The organism is uncultured Ferrovibrio sp. (genome assembly GCF_937960835.1).
Lineage (GTDB): Bacteria > Pseudomonadota > Alphaproteobacteria > Ferrovibrionales > Ferrovibrionaceae > Ferrovibrio.
In genome coordinates, this window is sequence record NZ_CALGPC010000010.1 from 78,998 (window position 1) to 100,907 (window position 21,910).

Sequence of the window (21,910 nt, forward strand, 5' to 3'; positions counted from 1 at the left end):
TACTATTCGGGGCACGGAGGGCCAATGCAAGCGCCTTGCGGGGACGGTAACTCACCTTCCACGCCCCGGTTCGGGACGCGGGCCGGACAGAACCGGCAGATGGCATCAGCCGGCGGCGATGCGCCGGCTATGCTCCAGGGCTGCGTTGATCAGGTTCTCGCTGGCTTCCGGCGTACGGAAGGCGGAATGGGCCGACAGCGTCACGTTGGGCAGCTTGAGCAGCTCGTGATCGGCCGGCACCGGCTCGACATGGAACACGTCCAGGCCCGCATGGGCGATGTGGCCGGACTTGAGCGCCGCGATCATCGCCGCCTCGTCGACCAGAGCGCCGCGCGCGGTGTTCACCAGGATAACGCCGGGGCGCATCTTCCGAATGCGCTCAGCCGAAAGGAAGCCGCGGGTCTCATCATTGAGCAGCAGGTGCAGCGAGACGACATGGCTTTGCGCCAGCAAAGTATCGATGTCGACAAACTGCACGCCGGACACACCCTGCTTGGCGCTGCGGTTCCAGGCCAGCACCTTCATGCCGGCGCCGGCGCAAAGCCGCGCCATCTCCGCCCCGATGCCGCCATAGCCGATCAGGCCGACGGTCTTGCCGGTAAGCTGCACGCCGTCCATGCGCAGCCAGTTGCCGCGGCGCATCTCGCCATCCATGCGGGCCAGGCTTTTCGCCGCCGCCCACATGAGCGCAAAGGAACATTCCGCCACGGCCGTATCGCCATAACCCTTGATCAGATGCACGCTGATGCCGAGCTCGGCCAGCTCTTCCGGATTCATGTAGCTGCGCGCGCCGGTGCCGAGAAACACCACATGCTTCAGCCCCTTGCACTGGCGGGCAATGTCGGTCGGCAGATAGGTGTGATCGATCCAGGCGATCGCCGCATCGCCCAGCACTGCAGGCACCTGCTCGGGCTTGATATCGGGCTGGTGGTTGACGGTGAGCGGTGGATCGTCCGGGCGACGGAGGGATTTGGCCAGATCTCCCAAAGTGGGATTGGCATCGACAAAGACAGCGCGCAAGGGATCTTCCTCTTATCGTGTTCGGTGGTTTTTCAGGACCTGACATCCTGGGGGAAGTTGATGGTGAACCGGGTCCCCTCGCCCTCGCGGCTGGAGACCGCAATGGTGCCGCAGAGAACCTGGCTGACCAGATTATATACAATATGCAGACCCAGGCCCGTGCCGCCAGTGCCGCGCTTGGTGGTGAAGAACGGGTCGAAGACGCGCGGCAGATCGCGTTCGGCGATGCCGCGGCCGTTGTCGCTGAACTCGATGGCGACGCGGCCCTCGCGCGGCTGCATCACGCGGATGCGGATACGGCCGCCCTCGTCGTCATTGAAGGCATGCTGGAAGGCATTCATCACCAGGTTGGTGATGATCTGGCCGACCGCGCCTGGGCGCGTGCGGACCGTCAGATCGTTGGGGCAGTCGATTTCGACTTCATGGTTGCTGCGGCGCAGGACCGGCGCGAGGCTGAGCATGATCTCGCGCAGGTAAGAGCCCAGTTCAAAGCTGCGGATTTCGTCGGTGGTCTGGTCGGCGGAAACCTGCTTGAACGCCTGGATGAGCCTGGCCGCGCGGGCCAGGTTGCTTTCCATGATGCGCACCGCCTCGGCGGCGCTGTCGAGGAAATCCTGCAGGTCGGCGCGCTTGAGCGTGTCGTCGCGGAACTGTTCCGCCAGCTTGCCGATCTCCTCAGCCAGATGCGAGGCGGCCGAAACGCCGATGCCTAGCGGCGTGGAGATCTCGTGGCTCATGCCGGCGACCAGCGAACCCAGTGAGGCCATCTTCTCGGCCAGGACCAGATTGGCCTGCGCGTCGCGCAATTCGGCCAGCGCGCGTTCCGCCTCTTCCTTGGCGCGACGCAGTTCATCCTCCATGCGGCGCCGCGCCGTGATATTGGCGCGCACCACCACAAGGTCGCCCGATGGCGTGATGCGTTCATGCACCAGGAACCATTCGCCGGCCATTGTGTGGATCTCGATCATGCGCTCGGATATCCGCCGCCGCGTCAGGCTGGCGATGGCGGCCGAGCCAGCGGCGCGGTCGTCGCGGCTATAGATCCCGCGCTCATAGCCGCGCGCCATCACCTCCTCGAAGCTCATGCCGATGATCTGATCGACCGAAAGGCCGTAAAGCGCGGCAAAGCGGCTGGAGCAGATGGTGATGCGGTCGTTGGCGTCATAAATGGCGAAGCCATCACCGGCCACCTCGACCGCATGACGCAGGCGGCGGTGCAGCGCGTAGCGTTCGGTGGCGTCGTAGATAGTGAGAGCGACCGACCGGTCGGGCAGCCGGTCGGCGGTGAATTCGAGCACCCTGCCGGTGCTGTGCAGGCGCGCCGGAACCACATGCGCCTTGCCGCGCAGCAGGCGGTCGATGTGATAGCGGAAGTCGCTGTAGTCGAGATCGCCGAAATCCTTGCGCTGGACGAAGAAGCGGATCAGCGCCTCATAGGGGTCTCCCGGCTTGACCTCGTTCGGCGGCAGCGCCAGCAGCTCGGCCGCACGGCGGTTGATGGTATGCAGGCGGCCATCGGGATCGACCAGCAGGACGCCGACCTGCAAGGCATCCAGCGCCCAGGCCTGATATTCGCTGCGGCGGCGGTTTTCCTGCCGCGCCAGGGTGAGCGCCTCAGTAACCCGCCTCGCCTCCTCGCGGGCGAGGAAATTGCGGCGGCGCTCCAGCTTGAACTGCCGCATCCCGACAAGGCCGAGCCCGTTGCCGACCAGCAGCATCAGGATCATGCCGAAGACGGTTTCCCCGGGGAGCTGAATCCGGAAGACGCCCATCATGATCGTGCCAAGCGTCAGATAGGCGGCATTGAAGAGAATGCTCCAGGCGGGCGCCGGCACCAGCAGGTAGTAGATCAGCAGGATCGCGAAAGCCAAAGTGCTGGTATTCAGCCCGGTCGGCGGCCCGGCCAGCCAGGAGAGATAGACCAGCGTGGTGAGCGCCATCATCCCGGCGAAGGTAGCAGCATGCAGCGCGTTGATGGTGGGAGCGCGCGCCACCATGATCTGGAAGACGATGCCGATCACCAGGCCGATGCTGCGGATCGTGACATTCCAGTAGAAGACGTTACCCACGCCATGCACCAGATAGTCGCGGACGACGAGAAGGCAGAAGCCAATCGTCGCCGCCAGACCGCAGGCCCGCAGCAGCGAGCGGACCGCCTCCGTGCGATGGTCGTGATACTGCCGCTCCTGCCGGCGGTCGCGGAACTCGCCGGTCCACAGGAAAAGCCGCGCGTCATCGCTGGTCTGCGGCTGAGAGATGAATGGAACTTGCAGCATATCCGGCCTTGGCGGCGTGCCGGCACATTATGACCACCGGGCGCATCCGCGGGAAGCGACCGGCAATTTTTGCCGGGTGCGATGGCGCAAGCCTAGCAGTAGGTTCCTTCGATAACAATAACTTACAGGCAAAAAGCTGACCGGCACGGTGCTTGCTTCTAAGGGCCGCAGACAGACGGAATCTATCGACAGGAGCGATCCATGTCCTTTTTCGGCTCACTGGGCACTGCGGTGCAGGGCATCATCGCCCAGGCCACGGCAATCGGGCATATCTCCGACAACGTCGCCAATTCGACAGCGATTGGCTACAAGGAGGTCAATACCCTGTTCGCCGACATGGTGAGCAGCAAGGTGATCGGCGACAGCCCAGTAATGGATTCCAACCGGTCCATGGGCGTACGCGCTATCGCCGATTTCGCCAACCGCGTCCAGGGCACGATCATCCGCGACAACAGCAGCACCTCTATCGCGATCAGCGGCAGCGGTTTCATCCCCGTCTCCAAGCCGACCGGCATCGACCGCAATACCGGCGAGCCGACCGGCTTCGAAAGCTCGACCTATTACACCCGCCTGGGCGATTTCAAACTCGACATCTCGAACCGGCTGGTCAATTCCGCCGGCTATTACCTGCAGGCGGCGGCACCGGGCGGCAACACGCCGCGGGATTTCGTGGTGGATGACAGCCCGATCCCGGCGGATCCCACCTCGCTGGTCAACTACAAGGCCAACCTTCCTGCCTCCGCGCAGATCGGCCGTACCTATAGCACCGGCATTGGCATCGTCGACGCCAACAGCATCGAGCAAAGTTTCCAGGTGGTCTGGGAGAAGACCGGCGACGATAGCTGGAACATGACGATCAACACGCCCGGCGGCACGCCGAAGAGCTTCGGCCCGGTTGCCGTGACCTTTGCCAATGGCGTGCTGGCGAGCATGAGCAGCACCGATCCGAGCCTTGAGGTCAGCGGCAACGGCGCGGCCACGGTTGCCTTCAGCGCCGATTTCGGCGCAGGCGCCCAGGCGATCACGCTGGACCTTGGCACCTTCGGTGGCGGATTCGACTTCAACGAGTCGAGCGGCCTGACCCAGTTCTCCAGCCAGGTGAGCGAGATCACCAATCTCAACCTGTTCCAGAACGGCTTGGTGGGCGGCGACTTCAGCAGCGTCTCCTTCGATGAGGACGGCAACATTATCTACAATTACACCAATGGCCGCAGCCGCATTGGCGGCCAGCTTCTGCTGGCGAATTTCCCTGAGCCCGACCGCCTCGACCGCGTGGACGGCACGGCTTTCGTTGAGACCCGCAATTCCGGCCGCGTCACCTTCGGCCTTCCGGGCGACGTCAACAACAAAGCCGGTGTCGGCGATCTGGTCGCCGGAGCGCTCGAGCAGTCGAACGTGGATGTCAGCGAGCAGATGACCCGGCTGATCGTGGCACAGCGGGCCTATTCGATGAACGGCCAGGTGCTGACCGCGACCGACGAGATGATGTCCCGCGCCATCGACATGAAGCGCTAAGCGGCTGGCCTCTCGCCTCGCATACAGCCTAGCTCGGCGTGCAGCGCGTGGTCGCCACCGGCACCGAATAGCGGCAGGTCAGTTCCGGCCCCTGTGGTTGCGCCACGCGGAAGATGTCGCCTTCCACGCGGCGCACCGCATAGCCGTTGGAAAATTGCAGCCAGCCGAAACTATCGAAATTGGCGGTGATGCCGTTCGAGAAGATCAGCTCGCGGCGGCGGTTCTTGGAGACGCGGATCTTTGCATTGTATTCCAGCGTGCCGTCGGCAAATTCGCGGATCACCAGCCCGTTGGTGCAGATTGCCTCCTTGACATTGTCGGTCAGCCTGCAGCCGTAAGGCATGTTGCCCGGCGGCGTGCTGATCAGAATGGCGAATATGGTGGCTTCCATCAGGTTCATGCCGGTCCCTCGATTCCGCCGCGGATTTTAGCATACCGGCGCTGTGGCAATCTCGTCTCCCTTGGCTTGACCTTCCCATGCTGGAAGGCGGTAGACGATGCCAATGACCCAAGGATTGCGCCTGCTCAGCCTCGCCTTCGCTGTCAGCCGCACGGCTTCCCTCGCCGCGGCGCCCATCACTTTGGCAGGCTCCGGACCATGACCACGCACATGACCATTCAGGCGGCCATTACATCGGCCATGCCGCAGCCCCGGGCCAGCCGGACGATTCCAAGGCGAAGGCGCGCACCATCGTCGTCACCATGAGCGACGAGATGCACTTCCAGCCCAAGACCATCACTGTGAAACAAGGCGAGACGATCCGCTTCGTGGTGAAGAATGTCGGCGCGCTGTCGCATGAAATAACGCTCGGCACCTGGGAGGAGCTGCTGGTGCACCGGGCACTGATGGAGGAGCATCGGGAGATGCAGAATGACGATCCAAATGCGGTCACCGTCGCGCCCGGAGGCAGCAAGACGCTGATATGGACCTTTACCAAAACAGGCAGTTTCGACTTCGCCTGCCTCATTCATGGGCATATGCCGACCGGCATGGCGGACAAGTCCGCTGACGTAACGGCGTCGGGAAGACGTACCACGCCGCTGGACATGCACGAAGCGGTCAGTAAGATCGCGGCAATCGGGGCTGGGAATTGGATGTCCTGGCTACGGCCTCTGCCGGACCGCACCATAAAAAATGACGGCCGGCCGGGACACCTCCCTCCGCGCCGCTTGGCCACTGGGTCCTTCGGTTCTTGCGGCCGGGGGAGGTGCTGGCGGCCGGACGGATGTCCGGCTGCATCTCACATCTAGTTCATCGCAAGCCTGCCGGCCAGATCGCCGGCCTCAGCAAAGCGTGACGATGATCACCACAGTGCAACTTGCCGCTCGATGTGGACTGAGTATGACAGTGAATCTGCATTTTTTCGCTGCGCTATTTGTCACAGCCGTCATGATTGCGGGACTCGATACTGCGCATGGCGCGGAAGTCCCGGTCACTCAGCCGCAACGCTTAAGCGCCGAAGCGCAGCGCGGGAAAGCCGCGTTCGAGCAGTATTGCCAGCAATGCCATGGCGACTGGGGCCAGGGCAGTCAGAGCGGCCCGCCTCTCATTCACAAGATCTATGAGCCGTCGCATCATGGCGATGCCGCATTCTTCTTTGCAATCACGCGAGGATCACGGCAGCATCACTGGAATTTCGGCAATATGCCGCCGCAGCCGCAAGTCAAGCAGGACGATATTCCAGCGATCATTCGCTTCGTGCGTGAAGTGCAGGAAGTCAACGGAATCCGCTGATAACACTTCTCGAAAAAATTACCCTCGCACTGCATCAATCGCTGCAGTAGAAGCGAATATCTTTCATTCCCGTGTTCTCACGCCTTGTAGGGTACGTAATACCGACTAGATAGCTTCGGTAAGCGCGACGGATGTCGCTGCAGTCGCAGATCGGCTGCTTCACCCCCACACTGCCACAGGAGAACGCGATGAAAGTCAGCGAAGCGATGAGCCGTGACGTACGCACCGTCAGCCCCGATCAGACGATTGCCGAAGCAGCGCAGATCATGGCTGAGATCGATGCCGGCAGCCTGCCGGTTGGCGAAAACGACAGACTGGTCGGCATGGTCACGGACCGCGACATTGCGGTGCGCGGCGTGGCGAAGAAATGTTCGCCCGATACCAAGGTGCGCGATGTGATGAGCGCGGACGTGAAATACTGCTATGACGACGAAGCCTTGGGCCATGTCGCCAAGAATATGGGCGAGATTCAGGTCCGCCGCCTGCCGGTGGTCAACCGCGAGAAGCGCCTTGTGGGCATCATCTCGCTGGGTGATATCGCAACCGACGGCAACAGCCGTCAGGCTGCGGAAACGATCCGCAAAGTCTCAACGCCTGGCGGCCAGCATAGCCAGAGCATGGCCGGCATCCGGTAATATTCAGGCGGCCGCGAAATAGGCTCTCACGCGCTCCAACGTCTCGGCGTCGTTCAGCTTGTAGCGCGCGGCCACAAGATCATCGGTGATCCGCAACACCACGGCCTCGGCGTCGAAGTCAAGCGCCAGGACGGGGTTGCGGATCACGACCTTGATCGGCAGATGATCGCCCACTTCCACGCCACCGGGGCACGGGCCGAACAGCAGCCCTGACATGCTCCAGTTATGCAGGTGCATCCTGACCCCGCTCACCTCGACAACATCGTTCGGCCCGCCGAGGCCGCGCTGCCCCAAGCGGCGCCCGGCCGGCTTCACCACCTTGATGAGCTGATCGCGGAACAGGGCAAGCAGACGCGTCTTGCGCTGCTCGACGATGTCGGCCTTCGCCACGAGTTCGGAAATCTCGCGGACCAGATCGGCAAAATCCTCCCGCGCCGCCTGCGGCCCCAGGAACTGCGATTTGAAATCGCGATGCTCCAGATAATGGTTAAACACGCCGAGCAGTTCGAAACGGGCATTGCCGTCGATGACGTCGTGATAAAGGCGCATCAGGAAAAGCAGTTTGTGGGCGATGTCGGGCTGCACCGCCAGAACCGGGTTCAACTGCTCGGGCGCTACGAAGCGGCCGAAACGGCGGTGCAACTGGCTGAAGATGGCTTCCTCCGCGAGCGGCGATAAGGCTGCAATCCGCTGCTTCAGATCCTGCAAGGCCTGCCATTCATGATGCGGCTCAGCATGGAAAAGCGGCAACGTGCCGTTGAGCATTTCGGTCAGGCGCTCGCGGATGGCCGCCTGGCAATGCGGCAGCGGCAAAGATTGCCGCAGCCGGGTCAACGCCGGGCCGACCTCGACCGCACGATCCTCACCCGCCAGATAGAGACAGATCTCGATCATCCGGCGGCGGTTGATGTCGCCGAACAGGCTGGCTGCCGCGGCCTTCATCCGCAGCATTTCGGCCAGGGTCTGGTCGATCATGGCGCGGCTGGCGCCCTGCACGCCTGCTTCGATCAGGTCTAGGCAGAGCAATGCTCGTGCGCTCCAATCCTCGTTGAGGCGCAGCAGGCGGCTGAGGGTAATTCCTGCCCTCACCTGTCCATCCATCGAGTCATCCGCCAGCAGGCCGTCTCGCAGAGCTTGGTCCGCATTGGCCACAGATGGCAGAGCCTCCGCCCAGTCGGCAATGCGCTGCATCCCGGCCTCGGCCAGCGCGGTCAGTTCGTGCATGCGCTCGTTGACGGGGCGCCTGTTGCGCTGGCCTTGCAAGAGCGCGATGCGCTGCAGAATTTCCTGGAAGCGCGCGCCGTCATCCAGCAGCAGGCGATGCCGCGCCGGATCGTAGATCAACTCGACCGTCGTGATAGCTTGGCGTTCGAGATAAGGACGGGCGACCTGGAAGATCAGATCGCGCGCTGAATCTGCAAAGGCTTCAGCCTCGGTTTGGCAAAACATGGGAGGCAGAAAACGGGCAAAATTGACAGTACACTGAGGATGACCCGTATTCCGCTATCGCCGCAATGTCCGGCTTTGCGCAGTTACCAATATTCTACCTGCGCCAGCATGACGAACGGCCTATTTCCCCACCCAATTGTCATTTTCGGGTTCGGGCACCAGGTCGTTGCTCTCCCAGTTGAAGAGAACCAGGGCAGCCCACTCGGTGCGGTGCGAGAAGCCGTAAACCGGCTCAAGCGATTCGATCAGCTTGCCGGTCTTGGCGTTGTAGTTCGTCGCCGCGACCTTGATCACGCCCTGCCGCTTGTCGCGCTTAAACAGCGCGATTTCGGGCGTGTTCACCTCGCCCGCGAGCGGGATCGGAATGCCGTAATCGGGGATGCCGAACAGCGTCTTCTTGCGGTCCAGAGAGATCGCGCCAACGCGCGGCTCGATGACAATATCCGCCGCATCCCGCGATGCGACCAGTTCGCCGCCCCGGCGCAAGATGCGGTCGCGCAAGGCGCTGATGAGATACTTGCTGTCGACGCCTTCGACATAGGACGCATCAACAAAGACCTTCGTACCCAGGGGGATGTTGAAGGCGAGCTTGTCAGCGGCGCGCTCAGCCGCAGTTGAGAACAGCAGCTGCTCGGTGGCTGTGCGTTCGGGTTCGCTTTCCCGCATGCTTGAGCAGGCCGCAAGCAACAAACAGATCAGCGTGGCAGACAGGACAGAGCCGCGGCGCATCAGTAACCTTTCAGATGATGTTTCCTAATCCTGCAGAAAAGTGACAGAAAAAAGGCCGGTCGTTGTGCGGCCGGCCCCCTTCTCTGTTCTATGTTTTTGAGCGGTCAGCCCGCGAGCTTCTTCTTCAGCAGCTCGTTGACCGCGGCCGGATTGGCCTTGCCGCCCGAGGCCTTCATCGTCTGGCCGACGAAGAAGCCAAACAGCTTCTCCTTGCCCGCACGATACTCGGCCACCTTGTCGGCATTGGCCGCCATCACCTCGTCGATCACCTTCTCGATCGCGCCGGTGTCGGTCACCTGCTTCATGCCCTTCTCTTCCACGATGGTCGCGGCATCCTTGCCGGTTTCCACCATCAGGGCGAAGACATCCTTGGCCAAGCGGTTGGAGATCGTGTTATCGGCGATCAGGTCGATCAGGCCGCCAAGCTTCTCGGGCGTGATGGTGAATTCCGCCATCGACTTGCCCGACTTGTTCAGCGCGCCGAAATACTCGGTGATTACCCAGTTGGCGCAGAGCTTGCCGTCGCGGCCCTTGGCAACCGCCTCGTAGAAATCGGCAGACTCTTTCTCCGCCACCAGCACGCTGGCGTCATAGGGGCTCAGGCCCAGCTTCTCAATGAAGCGCGCCTTTTTCTCATCCGGCAGCTCAGGCAGCGACTTGCGGATCTGCTCGACCCAGGCCGGATCCAGTTCCAGCGGCAGCAGGTCCGGATCGGGGAAGTAGCGGTAGTCATGCGCCTCTTCCTTGGAGCGCATGGACCGCGTGATGCCCTTGCTGGTGTCGAACAGGCGGGTTTCCTGATCAATCTTGCCGCCGTCTTCGAGGATCTCAATCTGGCGGCGCGCCTCGTATTCGATGGCTTGCTGCACGAAACGCACCGAATTGACGTTCTTGATCTCGCAGCGCGTGCCGAACGGCTCACCGGGGCGGCGGACCGAGACGTTGACGTCGGCGCGCATGGAGCCTTCCTCCATGTTGCCGTCGCAGGTGCCGAGATAGCGCAGGATGGTGCGCAGCTTCTTCAGGTAAAGCCCCGCCTCTTCCGCGTTACGCATGTCGGGCTCGGAGACGATCTCCATCAGCGCGACGCCAGAGCGGTTGAGGTCGATGAAGCTCTCGCGCGGGCTCTGGTCATGCAGGCTCTTGCCCGCATCCTGCTCCAGATGCAGGCGGGTAATACCGATCTCGCGCGTGCTGCCATCCGGCATGTCGAGGATCAGCTTGCCCGCGCCGACGATCGGCTGCTTGTACTGGCTGATCTGATAGCCCTGCGGCAGGTCGGCGTAGAAGTAGTTCTTGCGGTCGAACACCGAATGCAGGTTGATCTGCGCCTTCAGGCCAAGGCCCGTGCGCACCGCCTGCTCGACGCAATATCTGTTGATCACCGGCAGCATGCCGGGCATCGCCGCGTCGACGAGGCTGACCTGGTGGTTCGGCTCGGCGCCGAAAGCGGTCGCCGCGCCGGAAAAGAGCTTGGCCTTGGAAGTGACCTGGGCATGGACCTCCATGCCGATGACGACTTCCCACGGACCGGTCGCACCCTGGATGTAATCCTTCTCAGCCATCTTACTGCCTCCACCACGCCTGGGGGCGTGCGGTAAAGTTCGCCGCCTTCTCCAGCGTGCGGCCGACGCGCAATAGCATCGCCTCGTCAAAGGGTTTGCCGATGAGCTGCAAACCAAGCGGCAGGCCATCGCCGTTCAGGCCGGCCGGCACCGACAGGCCCGGCAGGCCGGCCAGATTGACCGGGACGGTGAAGACGTCGTTCAGATACATGGTCACCGGATCGTCGGTCTTGGCGCCGAGCGGGAAAGCCGCATTCGGCGCGGTCGGCGTCAGGATGGCATCGACGCGCTGGAAGGCCTGCTCGAAGTCCTTCTTGATCAGCGTCCGCACCTTCTGCGCCTTGGTGTAATAGGCATCGTAATAGCCCGCTGAGAGCACGTAGGTGCCGATCATGATGCGGCGCTGTACCTCGCGGCCAAAACCTTCGCCGCGGGTGTTCTCGTACATCTCGATCAGGTCCTTGCCCGGCACGCGCAGGCCGTAGCGGACGCCGTCGTAGCGCGCGAGGTTGGAGGATGCTTCCGCCGGCGCGACGATGTAATAGGCCGGCAGCGCGTAATGGGTATGCGGCAGGTGAATATCGACGATCTCGGCGCCGGCTTCCTTCAGCCAAGCCTTGCCCTGCTCCCACAGCGCCTCGATCTCGCGGTCCATGCCGTCCATTCGGTATTCGCGCGGAATGCCGATGCGCAGGCCCTTCACGCCGCCTTCGAGATTGGCGAGGTAGTCCGGCACCGGCAGGTCGACCGAGGTGCTGTCCTTCGGATCGAAGCCCGCCATGGCCTGCAGCATCAGCGCGGAATCTCGCACGGTGCGGGTCATCGGACCGGCCTGATCGAGTGAGGATGCAAAGGCGACGATGCCCCAACGCGAAACGCGGCCGTAGGTCGGCTTGATGCCGGTGATGCCGCAGAGCGCCGCAGGCTGGCGGATCGAGCCGCCGGTATCGGTGCCGGTGACGCCCAGAGCAAAGCCTGCGGCAACCGCAGCAGCCGAGCCGCCTGACGAGCCGCCCGGCACCAGCTTCTCGCCGTTCTTGCCGCGCCAGGGATTAATCACCGGGCCGTAGTAGCTGGTCTCGTTCGACGAACCCATGGCGAATTCGTCGAGGTTCAGCTTGCCCAGCATCACCGCGCCGGCCTTCCAGAGATTGGCCGTCGCAGTGCTTTCATAGGTCGGGTGGAAGCCGTCCAGAATGTGGCTGGCCGCCGTGGTCAGCACGCCCTCGGTGCAGAACAGATCCTTGATGGCGAGCGGAATGCCGTCCAGCAGGCCCGCTTCGCCCTTGGCGCGCCGCGCATCCGAGGCCTTGGCCATTTCGCGGGCCTTGTCCGGCGTCTCGGTGATCATGGCGTTCAGCGGCTTGGCCGCCTGCATCGCCTCGATGCAGGCCTCCGTCAGCTCGACCGAGGTGAATTCCTTCTTCGCCAGGCCTTCCAGGGCCGAGGCAATCGTCAGGGTGGCGGGATCGATGCTCATTACTCGACCACCTTCGGAACAGTGTAGAAATCGCCCTGGCGCTGCGGGGCATTCTTCAGCACGGCTTCGGCGTTGCCGCCGTCGGTGACGACGTCATCGCGCATGCGCAGCTTCATTGGCATGACCGAGGTCATCGGTTCGACGTTTTCCGTATTAACAGCTTGCAGTTCCTCGACAAAGGAGAGAATCCGGTTCAACTCCGAGGTCATCGCGTCCAGCCGCTCCGGCTCCATCTTGAGCCGGGCCAGCTTGGCGATCTTGGCCACTGCTGTTCTATCCAATGACATGCGCTGTCCGTTCTTGACTGAGTCCGCTATAGTATGGGGCGAATCCCCTTGAAATAGCGGCGGAAAGTATCACCCGGCATGCCCCCCGGCAACCCTGACTCACCCCCTGAAAAGCCGGCCGGCACGCCGCCGGAAACCGCGCCGCAGCCCGCCCGCTTCCGCCCGGCGCACGGCCCCGTGCGACTGCAGCCGGGGCAGCGCTATCTGGGCCTGGACCTGGGCACCAAGACGATCGGCCTGGCGCTGTCGGATGCCGGGCACCGGATCGCCAGCCCCTATGCCACCATCCAGCGTCGCAAATTCAAGGATGACGCAGCCGAGCTGGTTCGGATCGCGCAGAAGGAAGGCGTTGCCGCCTTGGTGTTGGGCCTGCCGGTGAACATGGACGGCAGCGAAGGCCCGCGCTGCCAGGCCGCCCGCGCCTTTGCCCGCAACATCGCGCAGCACCTGCCCGTGCCCATCGCGCTGTGGGACGAGCGGATGAGCACCATGGCGGTGCAGCGCATGATGACGGACGAAGCCGATCTCAGCCGCGCCCGCCGCGCCGAACTGGTGGACAAGCTGGCCGCGAGCTACATCCTGCAGGCTTATCTGGACTGGCTGACGGCGCAGTCCGACCCGCGATAACCGCCCAATACTCGATAGCTGACGCGATAACTGGCCGGTTACTCCGGCCGGTTTTAGGGCTGCCCGTACCCGGATTATCTGTTAGGTTTGATGCCGCCAACTACCGGCGGCACAGCCGGACAATGAACCCGGACGCCCAGACAGTCTCGCAGGGAAGTCATGACCGATTTCGCCATTCCCGCCGGCCAGCCCGCCGCTCCCGCCAATCGCGACCTCAAGGTGATGGCGCTGATCGGCATCGCGCATGGCTGCAGCCATTTCTTCCAGCTCGTCCTGCCGCCGCTGTTTCCCTTCCTGAAGGATGCCTTCGCGGTCAGCTACACGCAGCTCGGCCTGGTGATGACGCTGTTCTACGTGACTTCGGGCGTGCTGCAGACGCCGGCCGGTTTCCTGGTGGACCGGATCGGGGCGCGCAACGTGCTGATCGGCGGCCTGGCGATCTTCTGCACCGCGATCCTGCTTTACGGTCTGGTGCCAAGCTTCTGGATGCTGCTGCCGGTCGCGGTGATGGCGGGCATCGGCAATTCCGTTTTCCATCCGGCCGATTTTTCGATCCTGAATGCCTCGGTCGATCAGAAGCGGCTCGGACGCGCCTATGGCACGCATACCCTGGGCGGCAATCTCGGCTGGGCGCTGGCGCCGGTGCTGATGGCGGGCGGCGCCGCTTTGCTCGGCTGGCGCGCAGCGCCGATTGTCGCCGCGCTGATCGGCTATGCCATCCTGGCGGCGGTGCTGCTCAACCGCGACCTGCTGAAGGAAGATGCAGGTGCGGCACGCCGCGCCGCCGTGAAGGCCGGCGAGAAGACAGCGGCGCTGGGGCCTTTGTTGACCATGCCGGTGGTGATGTGCTTTGCCTATTTCCTGCTGCTGTCCTTTGCGCTGATCGGCGTGCAGAACTTCCTGCCCGCCACGCTGGATGCGCTCTATGGCACGCCGCTGGCGCTCGCCACCACGGCGCTGACCGCCTTCCTGCTCGGCGCGTCACTCGGCGTGATGGTCGGCGGCTTTGCCGCGGACTGGGGCCTGAAGCTGGAGGTGATCGTCATCTCCGGCCTGCTGGGCGCGGCTGCGACGATGCTGCTGGTTGCCAATTTTGACCTGCCGAGCTTCCTGCTGGTCGGCGCGATTGCCGGCGCTGGTTTCCTGCAGGGCTTCACGACGCCGTCACGCGACCTGATCGTGCGCGGCGCGGCGCCCAAGGGCGCCTCTGGCCGGGTGTTCGGCTTTGTTTATTCCGGCCTCGATGCCGGTTCGGCCCTGGCGCCGCCGGTGATCGGCCTGCTGCTCGATCACGGCATGCCGGACCGCGTGCTGTGGTTCGTCGCAGGTATGCTGGGGCTGACCACGCTGACCGCCGTTGCGATCCGGCGGAAATCGGCCAGCCCCGCGGCAGCCTGAATCCTCAGGCCGGCAACAGGTCGAAGTGGAAGGTCTTGTTGATGACCTGCCAGCGGCCGTCGAGCTTGATCAGGCTGAGATAGTCGGTGAACAGCTTAGGCGGAATGGCGCAATTCAGCTTGACCATCGCCGTGTTCGGCCCGGTAAGATCGACCGACAGAATGCGTTCGTATTCACGCGTCTGATTTTTCGATTTCGGCGAGGGGCGGCTTGCGATCAGTTCGCACCATTGCTCGCGCGGGATATCGACCAGCGTACCTTCGGTCGATGAAAACAGATGCGCCGCCGGATGGAAGGCCTGCCGCAGCTTCTCCACATCGCCTTCGTAAAGGCCGTCCAGATAGACCTGGACCACCGACAGGATCGCGTCGATCTGCGGGTTGCTCATATTACCCATGATGTTTCCTCCATGATGCGGGCAGAAGACCAGCGCCGGTAAAGCCGGTCAAGCATCCGGCCAGGCCTGCGCGATTACCGCCTGGAAACGGCGGCCTTCCGCACAACATTGTAAAATGGAGTGCTCCGGCGCGACGGCAGATGGGGCTTGCGTATGGGCTCCGGTCTGCTTAGGGTTTCAGTACAAATATATAAGATATCAAGCTTGGGGCCATCCCGGCCCAGGACTTGAACGAGGAAACGCTGTCTGCCCGCCGGTCCTCCGGGGGCAATTCCCCAGAAAGATCGAACCGGCTCAGTGCCGACGGTCCGAGTTGTTGGTGCTGTTGAGTTCAAGACTGCCGGAACGATCCGGCGAAGAACGATAGACAACCACGGGAGGGCGTATACGCATGTCAGATTTCACCAGGCGTGATGTGATCAAGACCACCATCGGTGCGGCGGCGGTTGGCGCGGGCGGCGGCCTGCTCCTGCCCCGCCAGGCGATGGCCCAGCAGGCCCCCAACCTGCCGATCGAAAAAGGCGCCACCTTGCGCCTGCTGCGCTGGAGCCAGTTCGTCCAGGGCGATATCGACACATGGACGGCAAATACCAAGAAGTTCACCGAAAAGACCGGCGTGGAGGTCAGGATCGACCGCGAAGCCTGGCCCGACATCGCGCCGAAAGCCTCGGTGGCGGCCAATGTCGGCTCCGGCCCGGACATCATCCTCGACTTCTTCGACGTGCCCCATCTCTTCGCCGACAAGCTGGTCGACCTGACTGACATCGCCACCTATATCGGCAACAAGTATGGCGGCTGGTTCCCGGTCTGCGAGCGCTACGCCAAGCAGGGCAATCAGTGGATCGCGCTGCCGCTCGGCGCGGCGGGCGCCTGCATGGTCTACCGCAAGAGCCATGTCGAAGCCGCCGGCTTCAAGGAATTCCCGAAGGACATGGACGGCTTCCTGCAGCTCTGCAAGGCGCTGCATGCCAAAGGCACGCCGGCGGGCTTCGCGCTCGGCAATGCGGTGGGCGACGGCTCGTGGACCTACTGGCTGATCTGGGCCTTCGGCGGCAAGATCGTGGACGACAACAACAAGGTCGTCATCAACAGTCCCGAGACGATCAAGGCGCTGGAATATGCCAAGGAGCTGTATCCGACCTTCGCGCCGGGAACGCTGGGCTGGCTCGATCCGAACAACAACAAGGCCTTCCTCGACGGCCAGATCAGCCTGACCAATAACGGCATCTCGGTCTACTACGCGGCGAAGAACTCGCAGGACCCGAAGATCAAGGCGATGGCGGACGACATCTACCACGCCAACTTCCCGATCGGGCCGGTGGGCCGGCCGACCGAGCTGCATCTGTTCAGCCAAGCTTATGTCTTCAAGTACAGCAAGTATCCCAATGCGGCGAAAGCCTATCTGCAATTCATGTGGGAGAAAGAGCAGTATGAGCCGTGGCAGGAGGCCTCGATCGGCTATATCACGCATCCGCTGAAGGACTACGAGAATAACAAAGTCTGGAGTTCCGATCCGAAGAGCCTGCCTTACCGCGACACGGTGAAGAACATGCTGTGGCACGGCTATTCCGGCACGCTCGGCCCCGCTTCGGCCGCCGCGCTGAACGACTACATCGTCAACAACATGGTGGCGCAGGCCGCCTCCGGCTCGAAAACGCCGAAGGAGGCTGCGGAGGAAGCAGAGAAGCGCCTGCTGCGCATCTACAAATCCTGATCGCGCATCCAGCCGAACCGGAGGGCGATACGCTGTATCGCCCTCTTCTTCCCCGATCTGCTGAATGAGCAAGCTCTGATGACAAGCCGCGTCTCGACCTGGGATCGCCTGCGCAATAATACCACACTCCTCTCCGTCCTTTTCATGGCGCCAGCAGGATTGCTGCTGCTGGTCTTTCTTACCTATCCGCTGGGACTTGGCATCTGGCTCGGCTTTACCGATACACGCATTGGCCGCGCCGGACATTTCATCGGCTGGGAGAATTACATCTCCCTGCTGGATGACTCGATCTTCCTGAAATCGGTGTTCAACACCATCCTCTACACGGCGGTCGCCACCGTCATCAAATTTGCGCTCGGTCTGTGGCTGGCCCTGCTGCTGAACCGGCACCTGCCGATGCAGGCGATCATCCGCGCGGTGATCCTGCTGCCCTATATCGTACCGACGGTGCTGTCGGCGATTGCCTTCTGGTGGATTTACGATTCCCAGTTCTCGATCATCTCCTGGATGCTGAGCAAGCTCGGGCTGATCGACGTCTATATTGACTTCCTCGGCAACGAGAACAACGCCCGCGCCTCCGTGATCGCCGCCAATATCTGGCGCGGCATCCCCTTCGTGGCGATCTGCCTGTTGGCCGGGTTGCAGACGATCTCGCCAAGCCTTTATGAGGCCGCCTCACTCGACGGCGCCAATGCCTGGCAGCGGTTCTATTACGTGACGGTGCCGAACCTGATGCCGGTGCTCAGCATCGTGCTGACGTTTTCGATCCTGTTCACCTTCACCGACTTCCAGCTCATCTACGCGATCACGCGCGGCGGACCAAACAACGCCACCCATCTGATGGCAACGCTTGCCTTCCAGCGCGGCATCAATGGCGGCATGCTCGGCGAGGGCGCGGCGATTGCCATCGCGATGGTGCCGTTCCTCATCCTCTCGACGGCCGTGACCTATCTCGGACTGCAGCGGCAGAAGTGGCAATAGGAGCGCCGGTCATGACTGCAGACGCCAATATCTCCACCCGCGTCGACAACCGCGAGGGCATGCAATATCTGGAGACCATTCCTCACCGACTGGTCACGCTCTGGATTCCGCTGCTGATCTTCCTGTTTGTCCTGTTGTTCCCGTTCTACTGGATGGCGCTGACGACCTTCAAACCGAACAGCGAACTGCTGAACTACTCCGATTTCAATCCGCTCTGGGTGGTCGAGCCGACGCTGGCCAATATCAAGAAGCTTCTGTTCGACACGCAGTATCCGCGCTGGCTGCTGACCACCATGGTCGTCGCAGTGGCCGCCACCTTCCTGTCGCTGTTCTGCTCGGTGCTGGCGGCCTATGCGATTGCGCGGCTGCGCTTCAAAGGTTCGGAAACGGTCGGCCTGCTCATCTTCCTGGCCTATCTGGTGCCGCCCAGCATCCTGTTCATTCCGCTGGCGACGATGATCTTCGAGATGGGCCTGTATGACAGCATGTGGGCGCTCATCCTCACCTACCCCACCTTCCTGATCCCCTTCTCGACCTGGCTGCTGATCGGCTATTTCAAGACTCTGCCGTTCGAACTGGAGGAATGCGCGCTGATCGACGGCGCCTCGCGCTTCCAGATTCTGACCAAGATCATCCTCCCGCTCAGCCTGCCGGGACTGATCTCAGCCGGCATCTTCGCCTTCACGCTGAGCTGGAACGAGTTCATCTACGCACTGGCCTTCATCTCCTCGTCGGAGAACAAGACCGTGCCGGTCGGCGTGCTGACCGAACTGGTGGAAGGCGATGTCTATCACTGGGGATCGCTGATGGCGGGCGCACTGTTCGGGTCGTTGCCGGTGGCGATCCTGTATTCCTTCTTCGTCGACTATTACGTGTCGAGCCTGACCGGCGCGGTGAAGGAATAGGCCTGTGAAGGAATAAGTCTATTCCACCCGCTGGTATTTCAGCGGCAGCAGGTCGGCCGGACTATAGGCGGTCAGGCCGCCTTCGGTGGCGAGCAAAACCCGTGCCTCGGGCGCAAAGTCGCGCAGCATCTCGCGGCAGATGCCGCAGGGCGCGACGATCTGGATTTCCCTGTGCTTCTCTGTCGGCCGCGGATGACGCAGCGAGACGATCGCCTCGATGGGATCCTCCTCGCCCGCGCCAGCAGCCATCGCCTGGCCGACCGCCACGGCCTCGGCGCAGACGGAAGCCCGTCCGACATAGGTATCCAGATGCAGGCCGGTGAAGATGCGGCCTGAGCGCGTGCGTAAGGCGGCCGCGATGTGATGGCGGCCGACCTTGTAGCGCGCCTTGATCAGCGCGGTTGCTGCGTCGATGAGAGCCTGGTCTTCCGGCCTGACGGGCTGGACGTTCATCCGAGCTGCTGCAGCGCGTCGGCCAGCTTAGCGACCAAGGCGGCCTGGGCCGCGCGGCGCTCGCGCTGTTCCTCCACCACATGTTCGGGCGCGCGGGCAACGAAAGTCGCGTCGTTCAGCTTGGCATCCAGCTTGGCAATCTCGGCTTCGGCCTTCTCGCGCTCCTTGGTCAGGCGGCTGCGCTCCTTGGCGATGTCGATGACATCGGCCAGCGGCAGCACGAAGGTAGCCTCGTCAACGACGATCCGGGCCGAGCCCTGCGGAGCAGCCTGATCGGCCGAAATCGTCTCGATGCGGGCCAGGCGCTTGATCGGATCGGCGTGGCGCTGCAGGCGCGCAGCCGTTTCCGCATTGGCGCCGTTGGCGATCATCGCAATCTTGGCGGCCGCCGGCACGTTCAGCGCGCTGCGGGCTGCGCGCACGCCGTCGATCAGGCGGATCAGCCAGTCGATCTCGGCAGCGGCAGCAGGGTCTTCCGGCCGGGCGCCGTCATTGGGCCAGTCGCGCAGCATCAGGAAGCCGCCGGGCTTGCCGAACAGCTTGTCCCACAGCTCCTCGGTGACGAAGGGCATGAAGGGATGCAGCAGATGGATGAGCTGCTTCAGGGCATAGGCGCAGGTGGCCTGGGTTTCGGTCTTCAACGCGGCATCGTCGCCGTTCAACGCCGGCTTGATCAGTTCCAGATACCAGTCGCAGAAGGTGCCCCAGGTGAAGTGATAGAGCGCACCTGCAGCCTCGTTGAACTTATAGGCTTCCAGCGCGGCCTCAACGTCGCGCGCCGCCTGAGCCAGCCGGCCCAAAATCCACTTGTTCACCGTGCCCTGCACCTTGGCCGGATCGAAATCAGCCGAGAGCGCGCAGCCATTCATCTCGGCGAAGCGCGCGGCGTTCCACAGCTTGGTGGCGAAGTTGCGGTAACCCTCGACGCGCTGCTCCGACATCTTCACGTCGCGGCCCTGGGCTGCGAAGATCGACAGCGTGAAGCGCAGCGCATCGGCACCGTATTTGCCGATGATGTCGAGCGGGTCCATGACGTTGCCCTTGGACTTCGACATCTTCTGGCCCTTCTCGTCGCGGACCAGGGCGTGGATGTAGACCGTGTGGAACGGCACCTTCTTGGTGAAGTGCAGGCCCATCATGATCATCCGGGCGACCCAGAAGAAGATGATGTCAAAGCCGGTGACCAGCACGTCGGTCGGGTAATGCGACTTCAGCAAATCGGTTTCTTCCGGCCAGCCAAGCGTCGAGAACGGCCACAGCGCCGATGAGAACCAGGTATCGAGCACGTCCTCATCGCGCGTCAATTCGACGCGCTTGCCGTAATGCTTGTCGGCTTCGGCCTGCGCCTCGGCTTCGTCATAGGCGACGAAGACCTTGCCGTCCGGACCGTACCAGGCCGGAATTTGATGGCCCCACCAGAGCTGGCGCGAGATGCACCAGGGCTGGATGTTGCGCATCCACTCGAAATAGGTCTTTTCCCAGTTCTTCGGCACGAACTGGATTTCGCCCTTCTCTACCGCCTCGATGGCCGGCTTCGCCAGCACGGCGGCGTTCACGTACCATTGCTCGGTCAGCCAGGGCTCGATGACGACCTGCGAACGGTCGCCATGCGGCACCATATGGGTGTTGGGCTCGATCTTCTCGACCAGTCCCAGCTCTTCCATATCGGCGACGATCTGCTTGCGCGCCTTGAACCGTTCCATGCCGCGATACTTCTCGGGCACGTTTTCGTTCAGATGCGCATGGCGGTCGAAGATGTTGATCATCTCGAGGTTATGGCGCTTACCCACCTCGAAATCATTGAAGTCATGCGCTGGCGTGATCTTCACCGCGCCCGAGCCTTTCTCGGGATCGGAATATTCGTCGCCGACGATGGGAATGCGGCGGCCGACCAGCGGCAGGATGGCATACCTGCCGATCAGATGCTTGTAGCGGTCGTCTTCCGGATGCACGGCGACGCCGGTATCGCCCAGCATCGTTTCCGGTCGCGTGGTCGCCACCGTGATGTAGGTGTCAGGCATCCCTTCGACGGGATACTTGAAATACCAGAGATGGCTTTTGATCTCATGCTGCTCGACTTCGAGATCGGAGATCGCGGTGAGCAGCTTCGGGTCCCAGTTGACCAGCCGTTTGTCCTTGTAGATCAGGCCTTCGCGGTAAAGCTCGACGAAAACCTTGCGGACGGCGGCGGACAAGCCCTCGTCCATGGTGAAGCGCTCGCGGCGCCAGTCGCAGCTTTCGCCCAGGCGGCGCTGCTGGCCAGTGATCATGCCGCCGGATTCCGCCTTCCACTGCCAGACGCGCTCGACGAATTTCTCGCGGCCCATGTCGTGGCGGTTCTGCTGCTTCTCGGCGAGCTGGCGTTCGACCACCATCTGGGTGGCGATGCCGGCATGGTCGGTGCCCGGCTGCCAAAGCGCATCGCGTCCGCGCATGCGCTGATAACGGATCAGGACATCCTGAAGCGTGTGATTGAGAGCATGGCCCATATGCAGGCTGCCGGTGACGTTCGGCGGCGGCAGGGCGATCGTATAGGGCTTGCCGGACTTGATGCCGTGCCGGAAGCAGCCGCCCTCCTCCCAGGCCTTGTAAAGGCGGGTCTCCACATCCTGCGGCTGATAGGTCTTGTCCAACATGAGCAAATACTCGGGCGACTGACTTTGAAAGGGCGAAAAATAAAGACGATCCGGCCCCGCACGTCCAGAGGTTCAGGGAATATACTGCTGCCGCACTCAGGCTTGGCG

Annotated in this window: 20 protein-coding genes; 9 read left to right on the forward strand and 11 right to left on the reverse strand. The window is 62.7% G+C overall.

Annotated features, from left to right (window positions below; all coding sequences use genetic code 11):
• Positions 1–105: 105 nt before the first annotated feature.
• Positions 106–1,020, reverse strand: a complete 915-nt coding sequence (locus tag Q0603_RS10435; RefSeq protein ID WP_298725337.1) for an NAD(P)-dependent oxidoreductase — start codon at positions 1,018–1,020, stop codon at positions 106–108.
• A 32-nt stretch (positions 1,021–1,052) separates the two neighbouring features.
• On the reverse strand, positions 1,053–3,296 hold the full coding sequence (locus Q0603_RS10440) for a PAS domain-containing sensor histidine kinase (RefSeq protein WP_298725339.1): 2,244 nt from the start codon (positions 3,294–3,296) through the stop codon (positions 1,053–1,055).
• 201 nt (positions 3,297–3,497) lie between these two features.
• Between Q0603_RS10440 and Q0603_RS10445 the strand changes: the two genes are divergently transcribed.
• Positions 3,498–4,811, forward strand: a complete 1,314-nt coding sequence (locus Q0603_RS10445; RefSeq protein WP_298725340.1) for a flagellar hook-basal body complex protein — start codon at positions 3,498–3,500, stop codon at positions 4,809–4,811.
• Between the two features lie 28 nt (positions 4,812–4,839).
• Here Q0603_RS10445 and Q0603_RS10450 read toward each other — a convergent pair whose 3' ends face one another.
• Positions 4,840–5,211, reverse strand: coding sequence for a hypothetical protein (locus tag Q0603_RS10450; RefSeq protein ID WP_298725341.1), 372 nt, complete (start codon positions 5,209–5,211; stop codon positions 4,840–4,842).
• 233 nt (positions 5,212–5,444) lie between these two features.
• Between Q0603_RS10450 and Q0603_RS10455 the strand changes: the two genes are divergently transcribed.
• The 3 genes from Q0603_RS10455 to Q0603_RS10465 all read left to right on the forward strand — a co-directional run bounded on the left by Q0603_RS10455 (position 5,445) and on the right by Q0603_RS10465 (position 7,181).
• Positions 5,445–6,062, forward strand: coding sequence for a cupredoxin family protein (locus Q0603_RS10455; protein WP_298725554.1), 618 nt, complete (start codon positions 5,445–5,447; stop codon positions 6,060–6,062).
• 49 nt (positions 6,063–6,111) lie between these two features.
• Positions 6,112–6,546 (forward strand): cytochrome c, encoded by a 435-nt coding sequence (locus Q0603_RS10460; protein WP_298725343.1) that lies wholly within the window; start codon positions 6,112–6,114, stop codon positions 6,544–6,546.
• A gap of 188 nt (positions 6,547–6,734) precedes the next feature.
• On the forward strand, positions 6,735–7,181 hold the full coding sequence (locus Q0603_RS10465; protein WP_298725345.1) for a CBS domain-containing protein: 447 nt from the start codon (positions 6,735–6,737) through the stop codon (positions 7,179–7,181).
• A 3-nt stretch (positions 7,182–7,184) separates the two neighbouring features.
• Here the strand turns inward: Q0603_RS10465 and Q0603_RS10470 are convergent, their stop codons facing one another.
• From Q0603_RS10470 to gatC, 5 genes are all read right to left on the reverse strand, one after another.
• On the reverse strand, positions 7,185–8,630 hold the full coding sequence (locus Q0603_RS10470; RefSeq protein ID WP_298725347.1) for a hypothetical protein: 1,446 nt from the start codon (positions 8,628–8,630) through the stop codon (positions 7,185–7,187).
• A 120-nt stretch (positions 8,631–8,750) separates the two neighbouring features.
• Positions 8,751–9,296 (reverse strand): DUF6655 family protein, encoded by a 546-nt coding sequence (locus Q0603_RS10475; protein ID WP_298725349.1) that lies wholly within the window; start codon positions 9,294–9,296, stop codon positions 8,751–8,753.
• 167 nt (positions 9,297–9,463) lie between these two features.
• Positions 9,464–10,924 (reverse strand): Asp-tRNA(Asn)/Glu-tRNA(Gln) amidotransferase subunit GatB, encoded by a 1,461-nt coding sequence (gene gatB, locus Q0603_RS10480; RefSeq protein WP_298725351.1) that lies wholly within the window; start codon positions 10,922–10,924, stop codon positions 9,464–9,466.
• A 1-nt stretch (position 10,925) separates the two neighbouring features.
• Entirely contained in the window at positions 10,926–12,404 is a 1,479-nt protein-coding gene (gatA, locus tag Q0603_RS10485; protein ID WP_298725352.1) for an Asp-tRNA(Asn)/Glu-tRNA(Gln) amidotransferase subunit GatA, read from the reverse strand.
• Positions 12,404–12,691 (reverse strand): Asp-tRNA(Asn)/Glu-tRNA(Gln) amidotransferase subunit GatC, encoded by a 288-nt coding sequence (gene gatC, locus Q0603_RS10490; RefSeq protein WP_298725354.1) that lies wholly within the window; start codon positions 12,689–12,691, stop codon positions 12,404–12,406. Before gatC ends, gatA begins: the two co-directional genes overlap by 1 nt.
• A 78-nt stretch (positions 12,692–12,769) precedes the next feature.
• Here gatC and ruvX point away from each other — a divergent pair, with 78 nt between their 5' ends.
• Complete coding sequence (gene ruvX, locus Q0603_RS10495; RefSeq protein ID WP_298725356.1) at positions 12,770–13,318, forward strand: Holliday junction resolvase RuvX; 549 nt, start codon at positions 12,770–12,772, stop codon at positions 13,316–13,318.
• Between the two features lie 159 nt (positions 13,319–13,477).
• On the forward strand, positions 13,478–14,716 hold the full coding sequence (locus Q0603_RS10500; protein ID WP_298725357.1) for an MFS transporter: 1,239 nt from the start codon (positions 13,478–13,480) through the stop codon (positions 14,714–14,716).
• A 4-nt stretch (positions 14,717–14,720) separates the two neighbouring features.
• Here the strand turns inward: Q0603_RS10500 and Q0603_RS10505 are convergent, their stop codons facing one another.
• On the reverse strand, positions 14,721–15,113 hold the full coding sequence (locus Q0603_RS10505) for a nuclear transport factor 2 family protein (RefSeq protein ID WP_298725359.1): 393 nt from the start codon (positions 15,111–15,113) through the stop codon (positions 14,721–14,723).
• A gap of 391 nt (positions 15,114–15,504) precedes the next feature.
• Between Q0603_RS10505 and Q0603_RS10510 the strand changes: the two genes are divergently transcribed.
• The 3 genes from Q0603_RS10510 to Q0603_RS10520 all read left to right on the forward strand — a co-directional run bounded on the left by Q0603_RS10510 (position 15,505) and on the right by Q0603_RS10520 (position 18,713).
• Complete coding sequence (locus Q0603_RS10510) at positions 15,505–16,827, forward strand: extracellular solute-binding protein (RefSeq protein ID WP_298725361.1); 1,323 nt, start codon at positions 15,505–15,507, stop codon at positions 16,825–16,827.
• A gap of 78 nt (positions 16,828–16,905) precedes the next feature.
• Complete coding sequence (locus Q0603_RS10515) at positions 16,906–17,808, forward strand: sugar ABC transporter permease (RefSeq protein WP_298725363.1); 903 nt, start codon at positions 16,906–16,908, stop codon at positions 17,806–17,808.
• Positions 17,809–17,819: 11 nt separating this feature from the next.
• On the forward strand, positions 17,820–18,713 hold the full coding sequence (locus tag Q0603_RS10520) for a carbohydrate ABC transporter permease (RefSeq protein ID WP_298725365.1): 894 nt from the start codon (positions 17,820–17,822) through the stop codon (positions 18,711–18,713).
• 18 nt (positions 18,714–18,731) lie between these two features.
• On the opposite strand, the gene Q0603_RS10525 is transcribed toward Q0603_RS10520, so the two are convergent.
• Both Q0603_RS10525 and Q0603_RS10530 read right to left on the reverse strand, forming a co-directional pair.
• On the reverse strand, positions 18,732–19,166 hold the full coding sequence (locus Q0603_RS10525) for a cytidine deaminase (RefSeq protein ID WP_298725367.1): 435 nt from the start codon (positions 19,164–19,166) through the stop codon (positions 18,732–18,734).
• The gene (locus Q0603_RS10530) at positions 19,163–21,802 is read right to left on the reverse strand and encodes a valine--tRNA ligase (protein ID WP_298725369.1); all 2,640 of its coding nucleotides are present in this window, start codon (positions 21,800–21,802) and stop codon (positions 19,163–19,165) included. The genes Q0603_RS10525 and Q0603_RS10530 overlap by 4 nt, the downstream gene beginning before the upstream one ends.
• Positions 21,803–21,910: the final 108 nt, after the last annotated feature.